Raw genomic sequence first — 18720 nt, 5'->3', positions numbered from 1 at the left:
GTGGGCCGGTGGTCGGGTGTTTGTTTCGCCCCCGCGCCGCCCCTACCCGCCCCATCCCTGGGGGCCTGCGGCCCCCAGACCCCCGCTGTCGGCCTGGACGGCCTCGTCCTCAAACGCCGGACGGGCTGATATCCAGCCCCTCCGGCGTTTGAGGAGCGGGGGTTCGGGGGCGGAGCCCCCGATGGGGGTCCCCCTCTGGGGGAGGGACGGGTAGGGGCGGCGGGGGCGAGAATCTACTGGGCCGTATGTCAGGTGTTCGGAGTCAGGATCATCAGCGCTGTGCCCGCCTCCACCTGCGCTCCCGGCCTCGTCAGGATCTCGTGGACCACTCCCGTTATCGGGGCGTGCACCCGGGACTCCATCTTCATCGCCTCCAGGGCCAGGAGCGGCTGGCCCACGGTCACCTCGTCGCCCGGCGACACGTTCAACTGCCATACCGAGGCGGCGAATTCGGCCTCGATCAGGTGGCCCCCGGCCGGGACCGTCACCTCGGGGGACGGCTCGGCCGGTCCCGTGGCCGCCTCCGCCCTCGTGAACTCGCCCGCCGCCTCCCACGCGTCCCGTTCCGCCGAGAACGCCACGCCCTGCCGGGAGCGGAACTCCGCGATCGACGCGGCGTTCTCCGTCAGGAACTCCTCGTACTCCGCCAGCGAGAAGACGCCCTCCTCGATGCGGGGGACGAAGCGGCCCGAGGTGATGTCGGCGCGCAGGTCGAGGAGTTCGTCGGGCTCGACGGCGTACCACTTGATGCGGTCGAAGAACCGCAGCAGCCACGGTGAGCCCGGCTCGAACGCGCCGCGCTGCTGCCAGCCCGACCACACCTGGGTCGTACGGCCGACGAACTGGTAGCCGCCGGGGCCCTCCATGCCGTAGACGCAGAGGTAGGCGCCGCCGATGCCCACCGAGTTCTCCGCCGTCCAGGTGCGGGCCGGGTTGTACTTCGTCGTCACCAGGCGGTGGCGGGGGTCCAGCGGGGTGGCCACCGGGGCGCCCAGGTAGACATCGCCCAGGCCCAGTACGAGGTACTCGGCCTCGAAGACCGTGCGGTACACGTCGTCGACCGCGTCCAGGCCGTTCACCCGCCGGATGAACTCGATGTTCCACGGGCACCAGGGGGCGTCGTCGCGGACGCCCGCCATATAGCGGGCGATCGCCTCGCGGGTCGCCGGGTCGTCCCAGGAGAGGGGGAGGTGGACCGTGCGGGAGGGGACCGTCAGACGGTCCGCGGGGGGTAGGGCGGTCGCCGTCTGCCGTATGGCGGCGAGCAGTTCGGGCTGGGGGAGCAGGGCCGGGTTCGCCTGGATCTGGAGGGAGCGGATGCCCGGCGTCAGGTCCGTCACCCCGTCGAGGTCCAGCGCCGTCACCGCCTCCATCAGGGCGTGGACGCGCATCCGTAGCGCCAGGTCCAGCTGCATGGGCCCGAATTCGACCAGCAGGTTGTCGTCGCCGCTGCGGCGGTACGTGATGTCGCCGTCCCGGGCCAGGACGCCCCCGTCCACAATCGCCGCCCGCCGCAGGCCCGTTGTGTCCACCGGCGCGAAGCGGACCGTGTCGCCGGGGCGCAGCTGGCCCAGTTTCCAGCGTTCCGTGCTGAGGACGGTCGCCGGGCACACGAAGCCGCCGAGCGAGGGGCCGTCCGGGCCCAGCAGGACCGGCATGTCGCCCGTGTAGTCGACGGCGCCCACGGAATACGGCGTGTCGTGGATGTTGGACGGGTGCAGGCCCGCCTCACCACCGTCGGTGCGCGCCCAGCGGGGCTTGGGACCGACCAGCCGTACGCCGGTGCGGGCCGAGTTGAAGTGGACCTTCCAGTCGGCAGCGTAGAAGTCGTGGATGTCCTCCTCGGTGAAGAACTCCGGTGCCGCGTGCGGGCCTTCGACGGCGCCGATGTGCCAGGGCGAGGCGAACTCCGGGCGGTCGGCCGGTGGAACCGGGGCTCCCGACGCCGTCGCCGCGCCGCCGTGCAGGACGTCGCCCGTGCGCAGTGCCCGGCCCCCGTGGCCGCCGAACCTGCCCAGCGTGAAGGTGGCCGCGCTGCCGAGGAACGGGGGCACGTCCAGCCCGCCGCCCGCGAACAGCACGTACGTCCGCAGGCCCTGTTCCGCCGGGGCGCCGATCGCCAGTACGGCACCCGCCGGTACCGTCACCGGCTCCCACTGGGCGACCGGCACGCCGTCCAGCGTGACCGGCGCCGGGGCCCCGGTCACGCACACCGTCGTGGGGTGCGTGAACCTCAACGACGGGCCCTGGAGGGTGCATTCGAGGCCGGGGGCGCCCTCGTCGTTGCCCAGGGCGCGGTTGCCGAGCCGGAACGAGCGGTCGTCCATCGGGCCGCACGGCGGCACGCCCACCTGCCAGTAGCCGGTGCGGCCCGGCCAGTCCTGAACCGTGGTGAGCGTCCCGCCCGAGACGACCTCGACGCGCGGAGTCGGATCGCTCACCCCGGCGAGGGTCGCCGTCGAGTGCGTCGCGGAGCGGAAGTCACGGTTCGCCAGCGCCGCCCGCACCAGGCCGAGGTTGGTCTCGATGCCGTCGACCCGGGTGCGGGCCAGCGCCTCGTCGAGCCGGCGCAGGGCGTGCTCCCGGTCGGCGCCGTAGGCGATCACCTTCGCGAGCATCGGGTCGTACGACGTGGTCACCTCGGTGCCCGTCTCCACCCAGCCGTCGATCCGCACCCCGCCGGGGAACTCCACCCGCGTCAACAGGCCCGCGCTGGGCCGGTGTTCGCGTGAGGGGTCCTCGGCGTAGACACGGGCCTCGACGGCGTGACCGCGGGGCGTGCCGGGGTCCCGTACGACGTCCCGCTCACCTTGGGCCAGCCGCAGCATCCAGGCGACGAGGTCGACGCCGTAGATCTCCTCCGTGACCGGATGTTCCACCTGGAGCCGGGTGTTGACCTCCAGGAAGTAGGCCTCCTCGCGGGCGGCGTCGTACACGAACTCCACCGTTCCGGCGGAGCGGTAGCCGACGGAGGCGCACAAGTCACGGGCGGAGGCGGCCAGTCGCGCCCGGACGCGTGCGGGGATCCCGGGTGCCGGGGCCTCCTCCACCACCTTCTGGTTGCGGCGCTGGAGCGAGCAGTCGCGGTCGCCGAAGGTGACGACCCGGCCCTCGCCGTCGCCGAAGACCTGTACCTCGACATGGCGGGCCCGTTCGACGAGCCGTTCCAGGAAGACGCCGGCCGAGGAGAAGGAGGCGGCGGCGACGCGCTGCACCCGCTCCCAGGCGTCGGTGAGTTCGGCGGCCGAGGCACAGGCCGACATGCCGATGCCGCCGCCCCCGCCGGTCGCCTTGAGCATCACGGGATAGCCGATGGCGGCAGCCTGTTCGTACGCCTCGTCGAGCGAGGCCAGCAGTCCGGTGCCGGGTGCGAGGGGCACTCCCGCCGCCTCGGCCGCGGCCCGGGCCGTGTGCTTGGCGCCGAACAGCTCCAGTTGCCCCGGCGTCGGTCCCACGAACACGATCCCGGCGTCCTCGCAGCGCCGCGCGAAGTCCGCGTCCTCGGACAGGAAGCCGTACCCGGGATGGATCGCCCCCGCGCCCGTCTCCTTGGCCGCCGCCAGCACCAGGTCGGCGTCGAGGTACGACTCCTTCGCGGGCGCCGGACCGAGCCGCACCGCCTCGTCGGCGAGCCGGACGTGCGGCGCGGAGCGGTCCGGATCGGAGTGGACCGCGACCGTGCGAAGCCCCAACTCCCGTGCCGTACGGATGATGCGAACGGCGATCTCGCCCCGGTTGGCGACCAGCAGCGTGTCGAAGCTCATGGCGTGCCCGCCTCGGTGCCCGCCTCGGTGATGGTCATCTCCACCGCGGTCGGGTCGAAGCCGTTGCAGGGGTTGTTGATCTGGGGGCAGTTGGAGACGAGGACCAGGACATCGCACTCCGCGCGCAGCGTGAGCGAGAGTCCCGGCGCCGAGAGTCCGTCGACGATGCCCAGCGTGCCGTCCTTCTCCACCGGCACGTTCATGTACCAGTTGATGTTGGAGACCAAGTCCCTTTTGCCCAGGCCGTGTCGGGCGCCCTCGGCGAGGAAGTTGTCCACGCACGCGTGCTGCGACCAGGTGTGGTGGCCGTACCGCAGGGTGTTCGACTCCTTGGAGCAGGCGCCGCCGACCGTGTCGTGCCGGCCGACGTCGTCGGCGGCCACGGTCATCAGGGGTGTGTGCTCGTTCGACATCAGGACACTGCCCGTGGTGAGGAAGACGCCGCCCTGCGCGTGGATCGTGTCGGGCGCGCTGTAGCGCACGGACGTGTCGTGGGCGTCGTACACGAGGAAGTCGACGGCCTGGTTGCCGTGCAGGTCGGTGATGGTCAGTGTGCCGCCTGCACGGACGACGGACGACCAGGCGGCGCGGGCCGGAACGACGGTCTTCCGGACGATCGGTGTGGTCATGCGAGCCCCCTCGCGGCAAGGAATTCGGTGGTGTTCAGGAACGCGCGGCGCCCCTCGGGCGTGGCCTCCCACAGCGGGTCGCCTGGGCGGGTCGCGCCGGCGCGCCAGGCCAGCACCTCCAGTGGGGTGCTGACGTAGTCGTCGCGCGGGTCGGCGGGGTGCGGGACGTTCGCGATCAGCACCGTGACGTCCTGCTCGGCGCGCAGCGTCACACTGCCGCCGGGCCCGGCCGAACCGGTGAAGTCGAGGGCGCCGTCCTCGCGTACCTCGACACCCTGGAAGAAGGAGAGCGAGGGCGGCAGATCGCGCGGCTGGAGGCCGTTCTTGGCAGCGGCCAGCTTGAACAGCTCGCGGCCGGCCGGGGAGGGCGACTGCGGGGTGCCGTCGCCGTACCGGTTCGTGTTGCGTACGAGGGTCGAGGTGCCGCACAGCGCGTCGTGGCGCCCGGAGGTGTCGGTGACCAGCGAGGCGAGGACGCGGCCCTGGTCGGACAGGAGCAACTGGCCCTCGCCGAGGTAGGCATTCCACTGGACCTTGACCGTGTCGGCGACGTTCAGGCGCTCCCAGGGCCGGTCGGCGGCGAAGAGCAGCAGATGGGCGCAGGCGTCGCCGCGCAGGTCGGTCAGGCGCAGCTCGGTGCCACGGGCCAGCACCCGGTGCGTGTAGTTGCCGCCCGCAACCGTCTCGGCCCACACCAGATGGCCCGCCGCACAGGGCGGCGCCGGCCAGTCGGCGGCCGGGACGACAGGCATGGCCTCGGCCCGGGCGCCCTCCTGGGCGCGGGCGTGGTCACGGGCTCCGTACGTGGTCGATGTCCCCATCGGGGGTCCTCCGGCTCCGAATTCGTGCTGCTTCTCGTGCTGCTTCTCGGGGTGCGTCTCGCGTCTCGTCGGGCTTGTGCCTGTCCCGCTGCCTAATTTCTGTCGCGCGACAGAAATTAGGCGGGCGGCGAGACGCTGGAATTGCCCGTGCGTTGCCACCCGGTTACCGATTGCTCACGGAGATCATCGGACCGGCCGGTATGCGAGGATCGAACGCATGGGAACGACGGGCGGGCCGGGCGGACGGCGGGTCGGCAGGCCGCGGGTCGCGCAGCGGCCGGACAGCGGGCTCACCCCGCGTGCCGAACTGCTCACCGCGGCAGCGGAGTTGTTCACCACCCGGGGCTACGCGGCCACCACCACCCGGACCATCGCCGAGCGGGCGGGGATGCGCCAGGCGTCCATGTACCACTACGTCTCCGGCAAGGAGGAGCTGCTCGCCGAGCTCCTGGAGTCCACCGTCACGCCCTCGTTGGCGTACGCCCGTGGGCTGCTCGCCGATGACGCGGCCCCGCCGGAGAGCCGGTTGTGGGAGCTGTGCCGCGCCGACGTCGAGTTGCTGTGCGGCGGCCCGCACAATCTCGGCGGCCTCTACCTCCTCCCCGAAGTGCGCGCCGAACGCTTCGCCGGCTTCCATGCGGTGCGTGCCGAACTGAAGGACGCCTACCGGCAGTTGCTCGCCGCGACGGCCGCCGGGGGTGTGCTTGCCAAGAGCGAGCTGGACCTGCGGACGGATCTGCTCTTCGGGCTCATCGAGGGCGTCATCCTCGTGCACCGCTCCGACCCCGAGCGCCCGGCCTCCGTCTTCGCGGAAGCCACGGCGGACGCGGCTCTGCGCATCGCCGGTATCTGAGCGCCGCTGCGGACTCCGGGGCCTCGGGCCCTTCCGGGTACCCGCATTCACTCGTCACGGTGAGTGGTTCTCGTACGTCCGTACGTCGTGACTCGCTGTGTGCGATTGCATCCGCAGCGTGTAAATGGGTCGAGGGTACTCCACTTGCGAGGAGCAATTCAGGGGCTTGCCGAATATGACACGGCGTTGATCCGGTCGGACTAAGCTCGCCCGCAGCGCACCGAGTTGGGATGTATTCGTGCGCTTGTTCCCAAAAATACCGAAGATCCAGACAATTCCCAGACGTACCCCACAGCAAGCTCCCCCAACCCCAGCCGACTTGTCTCAGAGGGCATACATGGTGAGTGTTCAATCGCCTCCCGGTGGCCGTGAACTTCCCTACGCGCGCGTGTTGTTGCTACCTGCCATAGCAATGGCCGGGGCGACCGGAGCCGCCGTCGCCCTGGTGACGGGGCCGGCCCGTGTTGCCGTCGGCTGGTGCGGAGCCATCGCCACGGTCCTGGTCCTCGCGGTCGCCGCCGAAGTGGTCCGCCGCGGCCGTACCGTCCGTAGCCTGCGGGCCGAGCACGCCCGTCACACCGCGTATCTGGAACGGCGCATCGCCGCCCACGACGAGGACTTCGACCGGTTCGGCAAGGAAGTCCTGCCGCACGGACTCCATCTGCTGCGCGTCACCGGTTCACCCACAGGGGTGATTCGCGAACTGCGTGGGCCGGACTCTCCGTACGGCGCACTCCCGGTGCCGCAGCGCAGGCTGCTGGAGCACATCCTGGAGATCATCGACCGCGAGGAGGCCATGCGGGACGGATCGCAGCGCGCGTTCGTCAGCATCGCCCGGCGTGTTCAGGCGATCGTCCACCAGCAGGCCAACGAACTCCGGGAGATGGAGGAGGACCACGGCCGCAACCCCGAGGTCTTCGACGACCTCCTGCGCATCGACCACGGCACCGCGCTGATCGGCCGCCTCGCCGACTCCATCTCCGTGCTCGGCGGTGGCCGCCCCGGACGCCAGTGGCCCCAGCCCGTCGCGCTGTACAGCGTGCTGCGCGGTGCGATGTCCCGGATCCTGGAGTACCGCCGCATCGACCTGACCTCCATCGCGAAGGTCAACGTCGACGGCAACTCCGTCGAGCCGCTCATCCACGCGGCGGCCGAACTCCTCGACAACGCCACGCGCTACTCACCGCCCCACACCAAGGTGCACGTCACGGCGACCGAGGTGCAGACCGGCATCGCCATCGAGATCGAGGACGCCGGCGTCAGCCTCAGCGAGGAGTCCCGCAAGCGGGCCGAGGGCATGATCGCCCGCGCTCAGGCCGGCTTCGACCTCAACGACCTCGGTGAGTCCCCGCGCCTCGGCCTCGCCGTCGTGGGGCGCCTCTGCGAGTCGTACAAGATGCAGATCTCGCTCAGGCAGTCCGCGTACGGCGGTGTCCGCGCCGTCCTGGTCGTGCCGTCCGACATGCTCACCAGCGATCCCGCCCCGGGCCTCGCCCACGGCATCGGCGCCACCGCCGCACCCAAGATCGAACTCGGCGCGCTGGAAGGCCCCAAGCGCCCGCCCAAGAAGCGCCGCCCCACGACGGGCCCGCGGATCCCGGCGTCGGTCTCCATGGAGGACGACGTCCCGGAGGTCACCGAGTGGACCGAGAACGGTCTGCCCCAGCGCCGCAGCCGGGTCAAGACCCCGCTCAGCGAGCGGTACGCCCGCTCCCGGGCCGCCGAGGCCGAGATGGACGCCGACCCGGAGCTCCGGAAGCTGTGGGAGCCCGAGTCGCAGAAGAAGGACAAGGAAGAGGAACCCCTGCCGGGCCTGTGGGTCGAGGCCTTCATGGAGGGCCTCAAGGGCGACCCGGACCCCACGGCCTTCACCAGGAACCCCGACGACCCGACGACGTTCTCGGGTCACCCGGACGACGCGGTCGACTTCACCGGGTTCCCGGCTGGCGGCTCCAGAACCCCCGAAGGCCACCCGGACGACCGGGCGGCCTTCGGCGGCCACCGGGAAGACCCGACCGCAGCCAGCGCGACCAACCAGCAGCCGGCCCACGCCGAGGCCGACGACGAGGGGGACCTCAAGTGATCTCGCAGCGAGCCAACTTCGACTGGATGCTCAAGGAGCTCGCCGACGGCGTACCCGGTATCCAGCAGATCGTGGTGCTCTCCGCCGACGGCCTGCGCATCGCGCGCTACGGCGGCGACCCCGACGCCGCCGACCGTGTCGCCGCCGCCTGCGCGGGGCTGCAGAGCCTCGCGGGCGCCGTCGCACACGAGATCCCGGACAGCGACGGCATGATGCGCATGGTCATCATCGAGGTCACCGGCGGCTACTTCTACCTGATGGCCGCCGGCCCCAACGCCTACCTCGCGGTCCTCGCCAACGTGATCGCCGAGCCCGGCAACATGAGCAACCACATGCGCGACCTGGTGGTCCGGATCGGCGCCCACCTCACCAGTCCGCCCCGGCGGAACGGGCAGACCGTATGACTCCTCCGCAGCGCCGCCGGCGCTACCCGATCAAGCAGGAACCTCCGCCGGAGCAACTCCAGCAGAGCGCACCCGGTGCGGAGGGCGGCACGGGCCAGGAGGGCACGAAGGGCAAGGAGGGGGAGCGGAAGAACCCCGAACGGCTCTATGTGCTCACCGGCGCGACCCCGGGCGGCGAGCGCGCCTCCCTCGACCTCGTCACGTTAATCGTGGCGTGCGCCGAACCCCCGCCCGCCGCCCCGCCGGAGCAGTCGGCGCTGCTCCGCCTCTGCAAGGCCCCCCTGTCGGTGGCCGAGCTCTCGGCTTACCTCAACCTGCCGTTCAGCGTGGTGACCGTCCTGCTCACCGAGCTGCTGACGGCCGAACTGGTCCAGGCGCGCGATCCGCTCATCCGCCAGTCGCTGGCCGACCGTTCCCTCCTCGAAGCGGTGATGCATGGACTTCAAAAGCTCTGACACCATCACGGGTCCACGGACCGAGGACCGCCTGCCGCACAGCACCCAGGCCGCGGTGAAGATCGTCATCGTGGGCGGGTTCGGTGTCGGCAAGACGACCATGGTCGGCTCGGTCAGCGAGATCAGGCCGCTGACCACCGAAGAGACCATGACGCAGGCCGGCATCGGCGTCGACGACAACTACGGCTCCGATTCCAAGACGGCCACCACCGTGGCCATGGACTTCGGCCGCATCAGCATCACCGACCAACTGGTGCTGTACCTGTTCGGCACCCCGGGCCAGGAACGCTTCTGGTTCCTGTGGAGCGGCCTGTTCGAAGGCGCCCTCGGCGCGGTCGTCCTGATCGACACCCGGCGCCTGGAGGTGAGCTTCGACGTCATAGGGCGACTGGAGGAACGGGGCGTGCCCTTCGTCATCGCCGTCAACTCCTTCCCGGACGCGCCCCGCTACCCGATCGAGGACCTGCGCTCGGCCCTCGACCTGGCCCCGGAGATCCCCATCGTGGAGTGCGACGCCCGCCGCCGGGCCTCCAGCCGGGACACGCTCATGACCCTGATGCGGTTCCTGCACTCGCTGGAGCTGACGAAGGCGTCCGTCTGAGGGCGGCAATTCACCACCAGCACATCACCAACTCACCTGACACCTGATCCACTTCAGTTTCGGAGCGATCACTGTGACGCCTGAGCCCCACTCCCTGACCGACACGGACGACACCGCCCTGAGCCCGCCCCCCGGCTGCCCCGCCCACGGCACCGGCCCCGGCGGACTGCGCCGGCTGTACGGCCCCGAGGCGGAGGACCTGGGAGCCGTGTACGAGAAGCTGCGCGCCGAACACGGGGCGGTGGCTCCTGCGCTGCTCCATGACGATGTGCCGATCTGGGTGGTGCTCGGGCATGGCGAGAACATGCACATGGTGCGCAGCCCCTCGCAGTACAGCCGGGACACCCGGTTGTGGACCCCCTTGCGGGACGGCACGGTCAAGCCGGATCACCCGCTCATGCCGCACATCGCATGGGAACCCATCTGCTGCCATGCAGAGGGCGACGAACACCTGCGGCTGCGCGGAGCAGTCATCGGGGCCATGTCGACCATCGACCACCGGGGCATCCGCCGTCACATCAACCGCGCGACCCAGGACCTCGTCAACAAGTTCTCCGAGGATGGAAGGGCCGACCTGGTCGGCCAGTTCTGCGAGCATCTGTCGATGGCGGTGATGTGCGAGATCCTTGGCATGCCTGACGAGTACAACGACCGGATCGTGCATGCCGCTCGTGACATGCTCAAGGGCACCGAGACCGCCATCGCCAGTAACGCGTACATCATGGACGTGCTGACGCGGCTCACCGTCCGCCGCCGGGCCGACCCCGGGGAGGACTTCACCAGCCACCTGATCAACCACCCGGCGCGGCTCAACGACAAGGAGGTCGGCCAGCACCTGCGCGTCGTCCTGATCGTCGCGTACGAGACCACCGCCAACCTCCTCGCCAACGTACTAAGGGTCGTGCTCACCGACCCGGGGTTCCGCGCTCGGCTCAACGGCGGCCAAATGACGGTGCCTCAGGCAGTCGAGCAGTCCTTGTGGGACGAGCCGCCGTTCAGCACCATCCTGGGCTACTTCGCCAAGCAGGAGACAGAGCTGGGCGGCCAGCGCATTCGTAAGGGCGACGGCCTTCTCTTGGGCATTGCGCCGGGCAACGTAGACCCGCGTGTCCGTCCCGACGTCAAGGCCAACATGCAGGGTAATCGCTCCCACCTCGCCTTCAGCGGCGGTCCCCACGAGTGCCCGGGCCAGGACATCGGTCGAGCCATCGCCGATGTCGGCGTCGATGCACTGCTGGACCGCCTTCCAGACATCCAACTCGACTGCGAAGAGCACGAGTTGCGCTGGCGGGCGTCCATCTCGAACCGGCACCTGGTGGAGCTGCCGGTGAGGTTCGCGCCCAAGCCCCAGCGGGACGTCACGGTGCGACCCGCGCACACGCTGTCGGCACAGCGTCCCAGTAACGGGCAGGTCGGCACGCCGCAGCGGCAGACGAGGGCTTCGGAGTCCGCCGTGCCGCCCACTGCCCCGACGCCGACGCCGACGCCGACGCCCGAACCGGCCCCCCGACCGGGCATGTTCCGGCGCCTCCAGCGCTGGTGGCGCGGCGATTGAGCCGACCGGGCGCCGGGACTACCCAGCCCACTCCTCGTACGCCGACCAGGCCCGCAGCACGCGCGGGCTGACGAACCGGTGCTCGCGCCCCGTGACGGGATCAGTGAACTCCAGCATCCGCGCCAGCAGTTGGAGCGGCCGTCGGAAGTCGCTGGCCGCCCCGGGGCCGGTCACCACCGGATAGAGGGGATCGCCGAGGATAGGCACCCCCAACGCGTTCATGTGCACCCTCAGCTGGTGCGTCTGTCCGGTACTCGGCATCAGCCGGTACCGGGCATGCTCGTGCCCGTGCTCCAGCAACTCGACCCGGCTGACGGCGTTGGGCTCGCCCTCGACCTCGCGGGCCGCCATGACCCCGCGCTCCTTGACGATCCGGCTGCGCACGGTGCGGGGCAGGACCAGCCTTGGATCGTACGGCGCCACGGCCTCGTACTCCTTCGCCACCCTCTTGTCCCGGAACAACGACTGGTACGCACCGCGCTCTTCGGGCCGCACGGTGAACAGCACCAGCCCGGCCGTCAGCCGGTCCAGCCGGTGCGCCGCGCCCAGCGTTGGGATGTCCAGCTGTCTCCGCAGTCGCGCCAGGGCTGTCTCGGCGACGTGGCTGCCGCGCGGGGTGGTGGCCAGGAAGTGCGGCTTGTCGGCCACCACCACGTGCTCATCCCGATACACGACGTCGACCGTGAACGGCACCTGCTCCTCGTCGGGCAGCTCCCGGCAGAACCAGACGAACATCCCCGGCACGTATGCCGCGGTCCGCGCCACTCGACGCCCGTTGGCGTCCACGATCCTCCCCGCGTCGAACATCCCGTCGATCACGCCGGCTCCGGCTGTGAGGCGTGCCACGAGATGGTCCCGCACGGTGGCCCACGCGTCCCCGGCGGGCAACCGCACGCGCACGGCATCCACCCCGTTGCGCTGCGGCAGGGGAGAGGGCGGGGGCGGAGTGCGGCGTCTCATCACGATCAAGCGTACGAGGTGGTACTGACAGCGGGGCGAGGCGATGCCGATTCCGGCGTCAGGGGTGGGTGGGCCGGGTGCGCAGTCGGCACGACGCGGTGGGCCTGCAGTGGGTGCGATGTCGAAAGCGGTCGGCCACGTTTGGTTTGGGCGGCCGACCGCTCGTACCGGCTGATTATCAACAGTCTTGGCTCATTCGTCGCGGAAGCTCAGCCACTCCATCTCTCCGGTATAGCGGGGAGAACTCCGGCACCAGTAGTAGGAGGACGCGCAGCTCGATCGCAGGTCGTCGACAAAAGCGTAGGTCTTCGCCCGGTCTGCCAGGGAAACACCGCGAGTTTCCAGCGCAGCCGACAACTGGGCTTCCGCTGTGAGAAAGTCAGTGAAGTGCTCACCCAGCATGGACACCACCGTGTTGATCGCCTCCGAGCGTGAGTAGCCACGCTCGCGCTCGACGACGAGGACCATATTGTGGGGTTCTCCCTGAGCTGCCTCTTTCTCGAACGAGAACAGATCATCGACCAGGTTGAGACACCACACATTCGCGTCATAGAGGGTTTGGAACACCGGATCGGCATGTACTTCGGGCGTCAGCTCGAAACCCCGGAGGCGCTCGGTCATGTCGAGTATGGGAGGCATGTATCCGGACCGGTATCGGATATCGCGGTACTCCTCGATCGTGGGGAGGTGACCCTCCGCGATATTGGCAACCTCCGTCAGGAGGGCGTCGAACACCTTTGTCCAGTTGTCTGCCGCACGTCTGCAGTATCGGGCTGACATCCCCTTGCATTGGCGGTCCCACACATCGGCGAAGAAGTCGACTCGGCCATCGCCGTTTCCTCCGGTACCCTCTACGACGCCAGTGAACGTCTTGATCAGCTTCTCTGCGTCCTGTGCATTGAGGCCATCGAAGGCATCGTCGACCAGGAACAGCCAGGCGAAGAAGTCCAGCCCGAGGTCCAGTTGTTCTCCGTTTGCCTCAGGCCACCACCCTCCGACGATGTCGGGGCACCGCTGGGCCAGGTAAACTTTCTCAGGCAGGCAGAAGCTCCGCAGTCGCTGTACATGTTCTGGCAGAGCTTCTGCCAGCCGGGGGTTCATCCGCAAGGCGAATGGAACGTCGAGCTCAAGAGGTGGCATAGCGATGTCTCCTCATAGCGAGTAGCTGACGATCTTGGGGCGCGCGTCTCCTGGATTACGGGGTTCGGAAAGCTCGGGACTGGACAGGTGCAGTCACTACTGCGGCGACCTGTGTCGTCGACGGTCGGGCAGGGAATCGTCTCCACTTCCTGCTGGATGCTGTCCGGGGAATCGATCTTCCAGCCACCACCCACTTCGCGCTGACCTGCGTCCACCTCGGCGGACCTTCGCCGGCGTTGGGCCGGGGGCCGCCTCGAAACGCTCCCGCTGATCAGGGGCGCAGGCCAGAATCTTGTGCATGGTGTACGAGATCTACGTCCGCCGACGCCGATTCGGTCAGTGCGAGGACACCTGCCTATAGCCGCGGACCATTGATTGAGCAAGATCCACGTCTTCGGCGACTGTCCGGATGGCCTTGTTGATAGTGAGCAGGTCGCGCTTTCCGGCCAGATTCGCACCCTCATACGATACAACCGCATCGGGTCGATCTCCAGAGTCGCATCACCGAGACGCCGCTGGGGGCTACTCGCCGTGGCCGCCCGGTCGCCTCTCGGCTCGACCGGCTCGTCGCAGTGATCCCGAGTCGCGCTGACGACCGTCGAGGGCATCCGGACCTCACCCCCACGGGGCCGGGTGCGACACCCTTTCATGCCGTCAACTCGCCCTGACAGCCCATTGCTTCGCAGCATGCGACGGCTCCCGGTAGTCGGAAAAGGGAGTGCGCTCCGGCGCATGGAGCGGTCTTGTGCGCGGCCTCACTCCACACTCTGCCCAGTGCGCCGCCCAGGTCAGGCCGTTCTGCGAAAATCGGGAGAGGGGTACGTCAAAGGCCGAGGCGCGGGCTGGTCGAACGCAGAACCCGCTTCGCGAAGCTCCAGCACATTCCGCCCATGCCCGGGCCCGGCGGCGCCTGGGTGAAGAACGGCCTGCCACGGGCCGTGCACGGTGCCGCAGCCGTGCGCAACGCTGTCACCACGACGATCACGACCCTGCCCGAGCAGCTTCGCAGGGCGTGACCTGGGGGACCAATGTGCGGAGATGGCCCAAACGCGCCCAACTGCACATCGACATCAGCCTGTTCGTCTACCTCGCGTGCCCGCACAGTTCCCGGCCGGGGTACCAACGAGAACATCAACGGCCTGCTGCGACAGTTGAGGCAGACACGGAGACGCGTACCCGACCACCGGGTCAGGTCCGTTCGTCGGGCAAGGCGTGGCAGGCCAGGCCAGGGCAAAGAGGGCGGACGGGCACTCGACGGGGCCCGAGCACCCACTCCCTCCCGGAGCCGGCGCGAAGTGACCGCCGGCTCCGAGGCTCATGTGCGTTTACGCCGAGCCTTCTTGTACGCCTGCCAGAGCTCGGTTGCCTTCTCGCACTGGACCTGCCCGTACCCGCAGTCCGCGCACCCCGTCATGTGGTGCATGAAGGTCCCGTACGCCTCCTCCCCAGGAAGGTGATCCGGAACCACTAGCCGTTGCGGACGTCCGGCATTGCCGGACGTGTCGTGCCTCTTCCCTTGACTGTCCATCATGGCGTGACCTCGCGGTGGTTGGGATGGCGGCGCATCTCGACCTCGAACATGGTGGCGCGTCGAATGTCTCTGGTCTCCTCCGCTTGAGCGCGCTGTTTGTCAAGGGCAGTGCACACGTCACAGCCGGGCGCAGGCCGGGGCGGCTGGGTCAGGTCGGGCAGTGTGATGGGGGGACCGGGCGTCGTCTGCTGAGGTCTCATGCTCTGAGACTCCCGGAAGTGGCCTGTTGCGCATCAGGACAGAAGGAGGGCAGTTACCGACAGCAGACCGGACAGTTTCACCGGACGGGCCACAACGGTAGGACTACCGTCGAGGGCACACGCACGAGGGGACACAGCCATGCCGAAGCAGCGGAACACCGCCTTAGAGACGCTGCTCATCGAGTTCGGGTATACGCACGAGCAGCTCGCCGATGAGGTCAACCGCATTGCCCTGGACGAGTTCGGCACCTCCGCGAACTGCACCGACCGGCATGTACGCCGCTGGATCGCGGGCGAGGTGCGGTGGCCATGGTCCCGATACCTTCGCCCCCTCCAGGAGATCTTCGGTCGCGCCCCGGAGGTCATGGGGTTCGTGCCACGCAGCAACGTGCGGAACACCGTCACGGCTGCGCTGTCTGCCCCTGCCGTGGAGCACCACGCCGTGCAGCGCCGTACCTTCATCGCCGGTGCCCTCATCACCGTGCTCGGTACCGACGAGGCGCCCCAGCGGGGCCGCCTGGGCATGGCCGACGTCGACCGGATCCAGGGCACCGTCACGCGGCTCGACGCCCACTTCAACAGGCTCGGCGGCGGGGCCCTCGTCGAGGTCGCCACCGACTACCTGGCACGACTCCAACGCGCCCTGGACCACTGCACGTTCGGTGAGCGCGTCGAACGGGCCCTGATGCGGGCAGTGGCCGACGTGGCGGCCTGCGCCGGATGGTCGGCCCACGACTGCGGGGAGTACGCGAAGGCGGCGCAGTTCCGCAACGAGGCGCTACAGGCCGCTCTACTGGCACGCGATCCGGTCGCCGTGACCCGTGCATGGTCCGACCTTGCCGCGCAGGCCGAGCATGCCGGACGCGCCGTCGAGGCCGCTCGGATCAACAAGGCCGCCCTCTCCGAGCGCCACCTACGCACTCAGCCTCTGATCTCCGCGCTCCTCCACGCACGGCTGGCCGACTGCCTAGCGCAGATCGACGACCGATCGGGCATGGGCCGTCAACTTGCTGCCGCCGAGCGTGCCTACGACCGCGCGGACCCCGAAGGCGCCCCGAGTTGGCTGGCTTTCCTGACGCCGGCGGAGCTGTCCGGGCTCGGCGCGATTGCCCACCAGAGCGCAGGCCAGTACGCCCGCGCGGAGACACAGACAGTGCAGGCCCTCGATCTCCTCAACAGCCGCTTCACTCGAAATCGCGCCTATTACACGGTGCTCCTCGCCGAACTACAGCTCACACAAGGCGACATCGAGAAGGCTGCGGCAACTGTCGCGGACGTGCCCGCATCCGATGTGGCCAGCAGCCGCATCACCGCCCGTCTCGACCGGGTGGCCAAAGCGGCCCAGCCGTAGGGAGGAAGGAAGCCCGTGACCACGCCCACGCCACTCGACCTTCACAAGTACGGCCCAGGGGACGCACCCGAGATCCGTGAACTTCTCCTCGACGTTCATGACGAGGTGTACGAGGGCGTGGACGACCCGCTCGCCGGCCGGGACGCCTTCGCCAAGTTCCTGGACCACTGGTCCGCGCGCCCTGGCTTCGCCTGCGTTGTCGCGTACGACAAGGGCCAGCCGATCGGCTACGCATACGGTGCGCCCCTGGGTCCGGCCACGACCTGGTGGGACAAGGTGACTCCAGCCTTGCCACAGGCGTTCACCAAGGAGACCGGGGCGCGCACCTTCGCCTTGTCCGAGCTGATGGTTCGGGTGCCGTGGCGCCGTACGGGGGCCTCCCACCGGATCCACGATGCGCTGCTTGACGACCGCCCCGAGGAACGGGTGACGCTACTGGTGCACAAGGAGCACGGCAAGGTGCGTGCTCTGTACGAAGGATGGGGCTATCGGACGGTCGGTGAGGCGGTGCCGTTCGACGGTGCCCCGCAGCTGTCCGCCATGGTCTTGGGAACGTGAAGGTCGATCAGGTGCGGCTCGGCGACTTGAAGCCGAGCCGCACGGTCGACACGTACACGGACCGCTGGCCGACGGGCGTGGACATCACCGCAGACTCTATGGAGTCGGTTCTCGGAGAGGTTCCGGAGAGTGCGGTTTCGGAGCGGAGCGCCCTCGTCGCGCCCTCACCGCCCGGTACACCACCCCACCCCCCACCGCGACCACCAAAAACAGCACAGTGAACCACTGGAAGTACCAGTGCCCGCCCGCCGGGTCGTACACCGCTGCTCGGGGCCAGGCCAGGTTGATGGTCATGAAGAGGCCGTAGAGGAGGGCGAGGGCGTTGACGGGGATGCCCCAGCGGCCGAGGGAGAAGAGGGGCTTGCCGGTTTCGTCGGTGCCGTCGGCGGTGAAGGTGCCCTTCAGCCGCTGGACCAGGAGTGGGCCTGTCACCATCGCGTACGCCAGGTACAGCATCACGATGCAGGTGGTGCCGATGGCCAGGAACGCTTCTGGGGAGGCGAAGTTGAGGAGGAGCAGGGCCGCCGCCAGGACGCCGACGACCAGGGCCGGGGCGCTCGGCATGCCCGTGCGCGGGTTGACCTTGGCGAGGCGGGCCGAGAAGGGCAGCTGGCCGTCGCGGGCCATCGAGAACAGCATCCGGCAGGCCGACGTCTGGATCGCCAGGGTGGCCACCGCGATCGCGACCACGACGTCGACCAGGAGGGCGCGGCCCACCCCGTCGCCAAGGCTGCTCGTCAGGACGTAGCTCAGGCCCTCGACGCCGAGCCGGCCGTCGGTGAGGCTCGGCGCGGCCAGCAGGCCGGCGAGGATGATCAGGCCGCCCAGCAGGCCCGCCGAGGCGAGCGCGGTGAGGATCGTGCGGGGGGCGGTGCGCCGGGGATGGTGCGTCTCCTCGCTCATCTCGCCCGCGCTGTCGAACCCGATCATCACGTACGCCGCAGTGAACGACCCCACCAACAGGGCCCCGGTCAGGCCGGACTCCAGTGCCGTACCCGTGTGGAAGGTGATGCCGGGAGTGCGCTCGGAGTGGGTGAACAGGAGCACGATGATCAGGACGGCGCCGATGATCTCGGCGGTCACACCGACCCGGTTGATCAGGGACATCACGCGGTTGTCCAGGACGTTCACCAGGGTCGTCAGGGTCAGGAGGAGCACGCCGAGAATCGCCGCGTTGGCCGCGCCGCTCGCCGAGGTCGGGGCCGGGTCGTCGCCGACCAGCTGGAAGCCGGACCAGATGGCCGGCAGGACGACCTGGAGTGCGAGCGCTGCCGCCGCGACCACCACGACCTGCCCGATCACCATGATCCAGCCGGCGAACCAGCCGAAGGTGAGGTTGGAGAGCCGGGACGACCACTGGTAGATCGCGCCGGAGATCGGATAGCGCGCGGCCAGTTCCGCGAAGCACGCGGCGACCAGCAACTGGCCGATCAGTACGGCCGGCCAGGCCCAGAAGAAGACGGGGCCGCCGAACGCGTATCCGAAGGCGAAGAACTGGAAGACGGTCGTCAGGACCGAGATGAAGGAGAACCCGGCGGCGAACGAGGCGTACCTGCCGAGGTTGCGGTGCAGCTCCTGGCGGTAGCCGAACTCGGTCAGGGAGCCGTCGACGGACGGGTCCGGTGGATCGGGGCGTATGTCGGAGGGAGCGGTCGTGGTCACGGCGGGACCTGCCTTCGGCGCGGTATTCCTGTCGGGTGACAGAAATTAGGGACGCGCTGTTTCGCAGGGATATCGCGGCCGTGACGAGGCGGGACCCAAGTCCTCACTTGGCGGTGGCGGCTCGCCGACTGGGCGGTGTGGCGAGGCTCGGCG

At 69.4% G+C, this 18720-nt stretch carries 15 protein-coding genes; 9 read left to right on the top strand and 6 right to left on the bottom strand.

Going from position 1 to position 18720, the window contains the following annotated elements; all coding sequences use genetic code 11:
- Nucleotides 1-248: 248 nt before the first annotated feature.
- From IEY89_RS06725 to IEY89_RS06715, 3 genes are read right to left on the bottom strand one after another with little or no spacing between them, the layout of a single operon-like run.
- Entirely contained in the window at nucleotides 249-3764 is a 3516-nt protein-coding gene (locus tag IEY89_RS06725) for a 5-oxoprolinase/urea amidolyase family protein (protein ID WP_189146332.1), read from the bottom strand.
- Entirely contained in the window at nucleotides 3761-4393 is a 633-nt protein-coding gene (locus IEY89_RS06720) for an urea amidolyase associated protein UAAP2 (protein ID WP_189146331.1), read from the bottom strand. Before IEY89_RS06720 ends, IEY89_RS06725 begins: the two co-directional genes overlap by 4 nt.
- The gene (locus IEY89_RS06715; protein WP_189146330.1) at nucleotides 4390-5214 is read right to left on the bottom strand and encodes an urea amidolyase associated protein UAAP1; all 825 of its coding nucleotides are present in this window, start codon (nucleotides 5212-5214) and stop codon (nucleotides 4390-4392) included. The genes IEY89_RS06720 and IEY89_RS06715 overlap by 4 nt, the downstream gene beginning before the upstream one ends.
- 217 nt (nucleotides 5215-5431) lie before the next feature.
- Between IEY89_RS06715 and IEY89_RS06710 the strand changes: the two genes are divergently transcribed.
- The 6 genes from IEY89_RS06710 (at nucleotide 5432) to IEY89_RS06685 (ending at nucleotide 11165) form a co-directional block, all read left to right on the top strand.
- Complete coding sequence (locus IEY89_RS06710; protein ID WP_189146329.1) at nucleotides 5432-6067, top strand: TetR/AcrR family transcriptional regulator; 636 nt, start codon at nucleotides 5432-5434, stop codon at nucleotides 6065-6067.
- 337 nt (nucleotides 6068-6404) lie between these two features.
- On the top strand, nucleotides 6405-8150 hold the full coding sequence (locus IEY89_RS06705) for a sensor histidine kinase (RefSeq protein WP_189146328.1): 1746 nt from the start codon (nucleotides 6405-6407) through the stop codon (nucleotides 8148-8150).
- Complete coding sequence (locus IEY89_RS06700; protein WP_189146327.1) at nucleotides 8147-8554, top strand: roadblock/LC7 domain-containing protein; 408 nt, start codon at nucleotides 8147-8149, stop codon at nucleotides 8552-8554. The genes IEY89_RS06705 and IEY89_RS06700 overlap by 4 nt, the downstream gene beginning before the upstream one ends.
- Nucleotides 8551-9009, top strand: coding sequence for a DUF742 domain-containing protein (locus IEY89_RS06695; protein ID WP_189146326.1), 459 nt, complete (start codon nucleotides 8551-8553; stop codon nucleotides 9007-9009). The genes IEY89_RS06700 and IEY89_RS06695 overlap by 4 nt, the downstream gene beginning before the upstream one ends.
- Entirely contained in the window at nucleotides 8990-9610 is a 621-nt protein-coding gene (locus tag IEY89_RS06690) for a GTP-binding protein (protein ID WP_189146325.1), read from the top strand. Before IEY89_RS06695 ends, IEY89_RS06690 begins: the two co-directional genes overlap by 20 nt.
- Nucleotides 9611-9683: 73 nt before the next feature.
- Complete coding sequence (locus tag IEY89_RS06685; RefSeq protein WP_189146324.1) at nucleotides 9684-11165, top strand: cytochrome P450; 1482 nt, start codon at nucleotides 9684-9686, stop codon at nucleotides 11163-11165.
- An 18-nt stretch (nucleotides 11166-11183) separates the two neighbouring features.
- On the opposite strand, the gene IEY89_RS06680 is transcribed toward IEY89_RS06685, so the two are convergent.
- Both IEY89_RS06680 and IEY89_RS06675 read right to left on the bottom strand, forming a co-directional pair.
- A complete protein-coding gene (locus IEY89_RS06680) occupies nucleotides 11184-12125 on the bottom strand; it encodes an RluA family pseudouridine synthase (protein ID WP_189146323.1) in 942 nt (313 codons plus the stop codon).
- Nucleotides 12126-12317: 192 nt separating this feature from the next.
- On the bottom strand, nucleotides 12318-13265 hold the full coding sequence (locus tag IEY89_RS06675; protein ID WP_189146322.1) for a terpene synthase family protein: 948 nt from the start codon (nucleotides 13263-13265) through the stop codon (nucleotides 12318-12320).
- 890 nt (nucleotides 13266-14155) lie between these two features.
- Here IEY89_RS06675 and IEY89_RS41465 point away from each other — a divergent pair.
- The 3 genes from IEY89_RS41465 (at nucleotide 14156) to IEY89_RS06665 (ending at nucleotide 16905) form a co-directional block, all read left to right on the top strand.
- Nucleotides 14156-14281, top strand: coding sequence for a hypothetical protein (locus IEY89_RS41465; protein WP_268240722.1), 126 nt, complete (start codon nucleotides 14156-14158; stop codon nucleotides 14279-14281).
- A gap of 854 nt (nucleotides 14282-15135) precedes the next feature.
- Complete coding sequence (locus tag IEY89_RS06670; RefSeq protein WP_189146321.1) at nucleotides 15136-16347, top strand: NsdA family TPR-like regulatory protein; 1212 nt, start codon at nucleotides 15136-15138, stop codon at nucleotides 16345-16347.
- 15 nt (nucleotides 16348-16362) lie between these two features.
- Entirely contained in the window at nucleotides 16363-16905 is a 543-nt protein-coding gene (locus tag IEY89_RS06665; RefSeq protein WP_189146320.1) for a GNAT family N-acetyltransferase, read from the top strand.
- Between the two features lie 96 nt (nucleotides 16906-17001).
- Here IEY89_RS06665 and IEY89_RS06660 read toward each other — a convergent pair whose 3' ends face one another.
- Entirely contained in the window at nucleotides 17002-18567 is a 1566-nt protein-coding gene (locus IEY89_RS06660; RefSeq protein WP_189146319.1) for an amino acid permease, read from the bottom strand.
- Nucleotides 18568-18720 lie beyond the last annotated feature (153 nt).

The sequence above is a fragment of the Streptomyces lacrimifluminis genome, assembly GCF_014646095.1.
GTDB lineage: Bacteria > Actinomycetota > Actinomycetes > Streptomycetales > Streptomycetaceae > Streptomyces > Streptomyces lacrimifluminis.
Note: the sequence above shows the minus strand (reverse complement) of the source record. Positions and strands in the feature narration are given on the sequence as shown.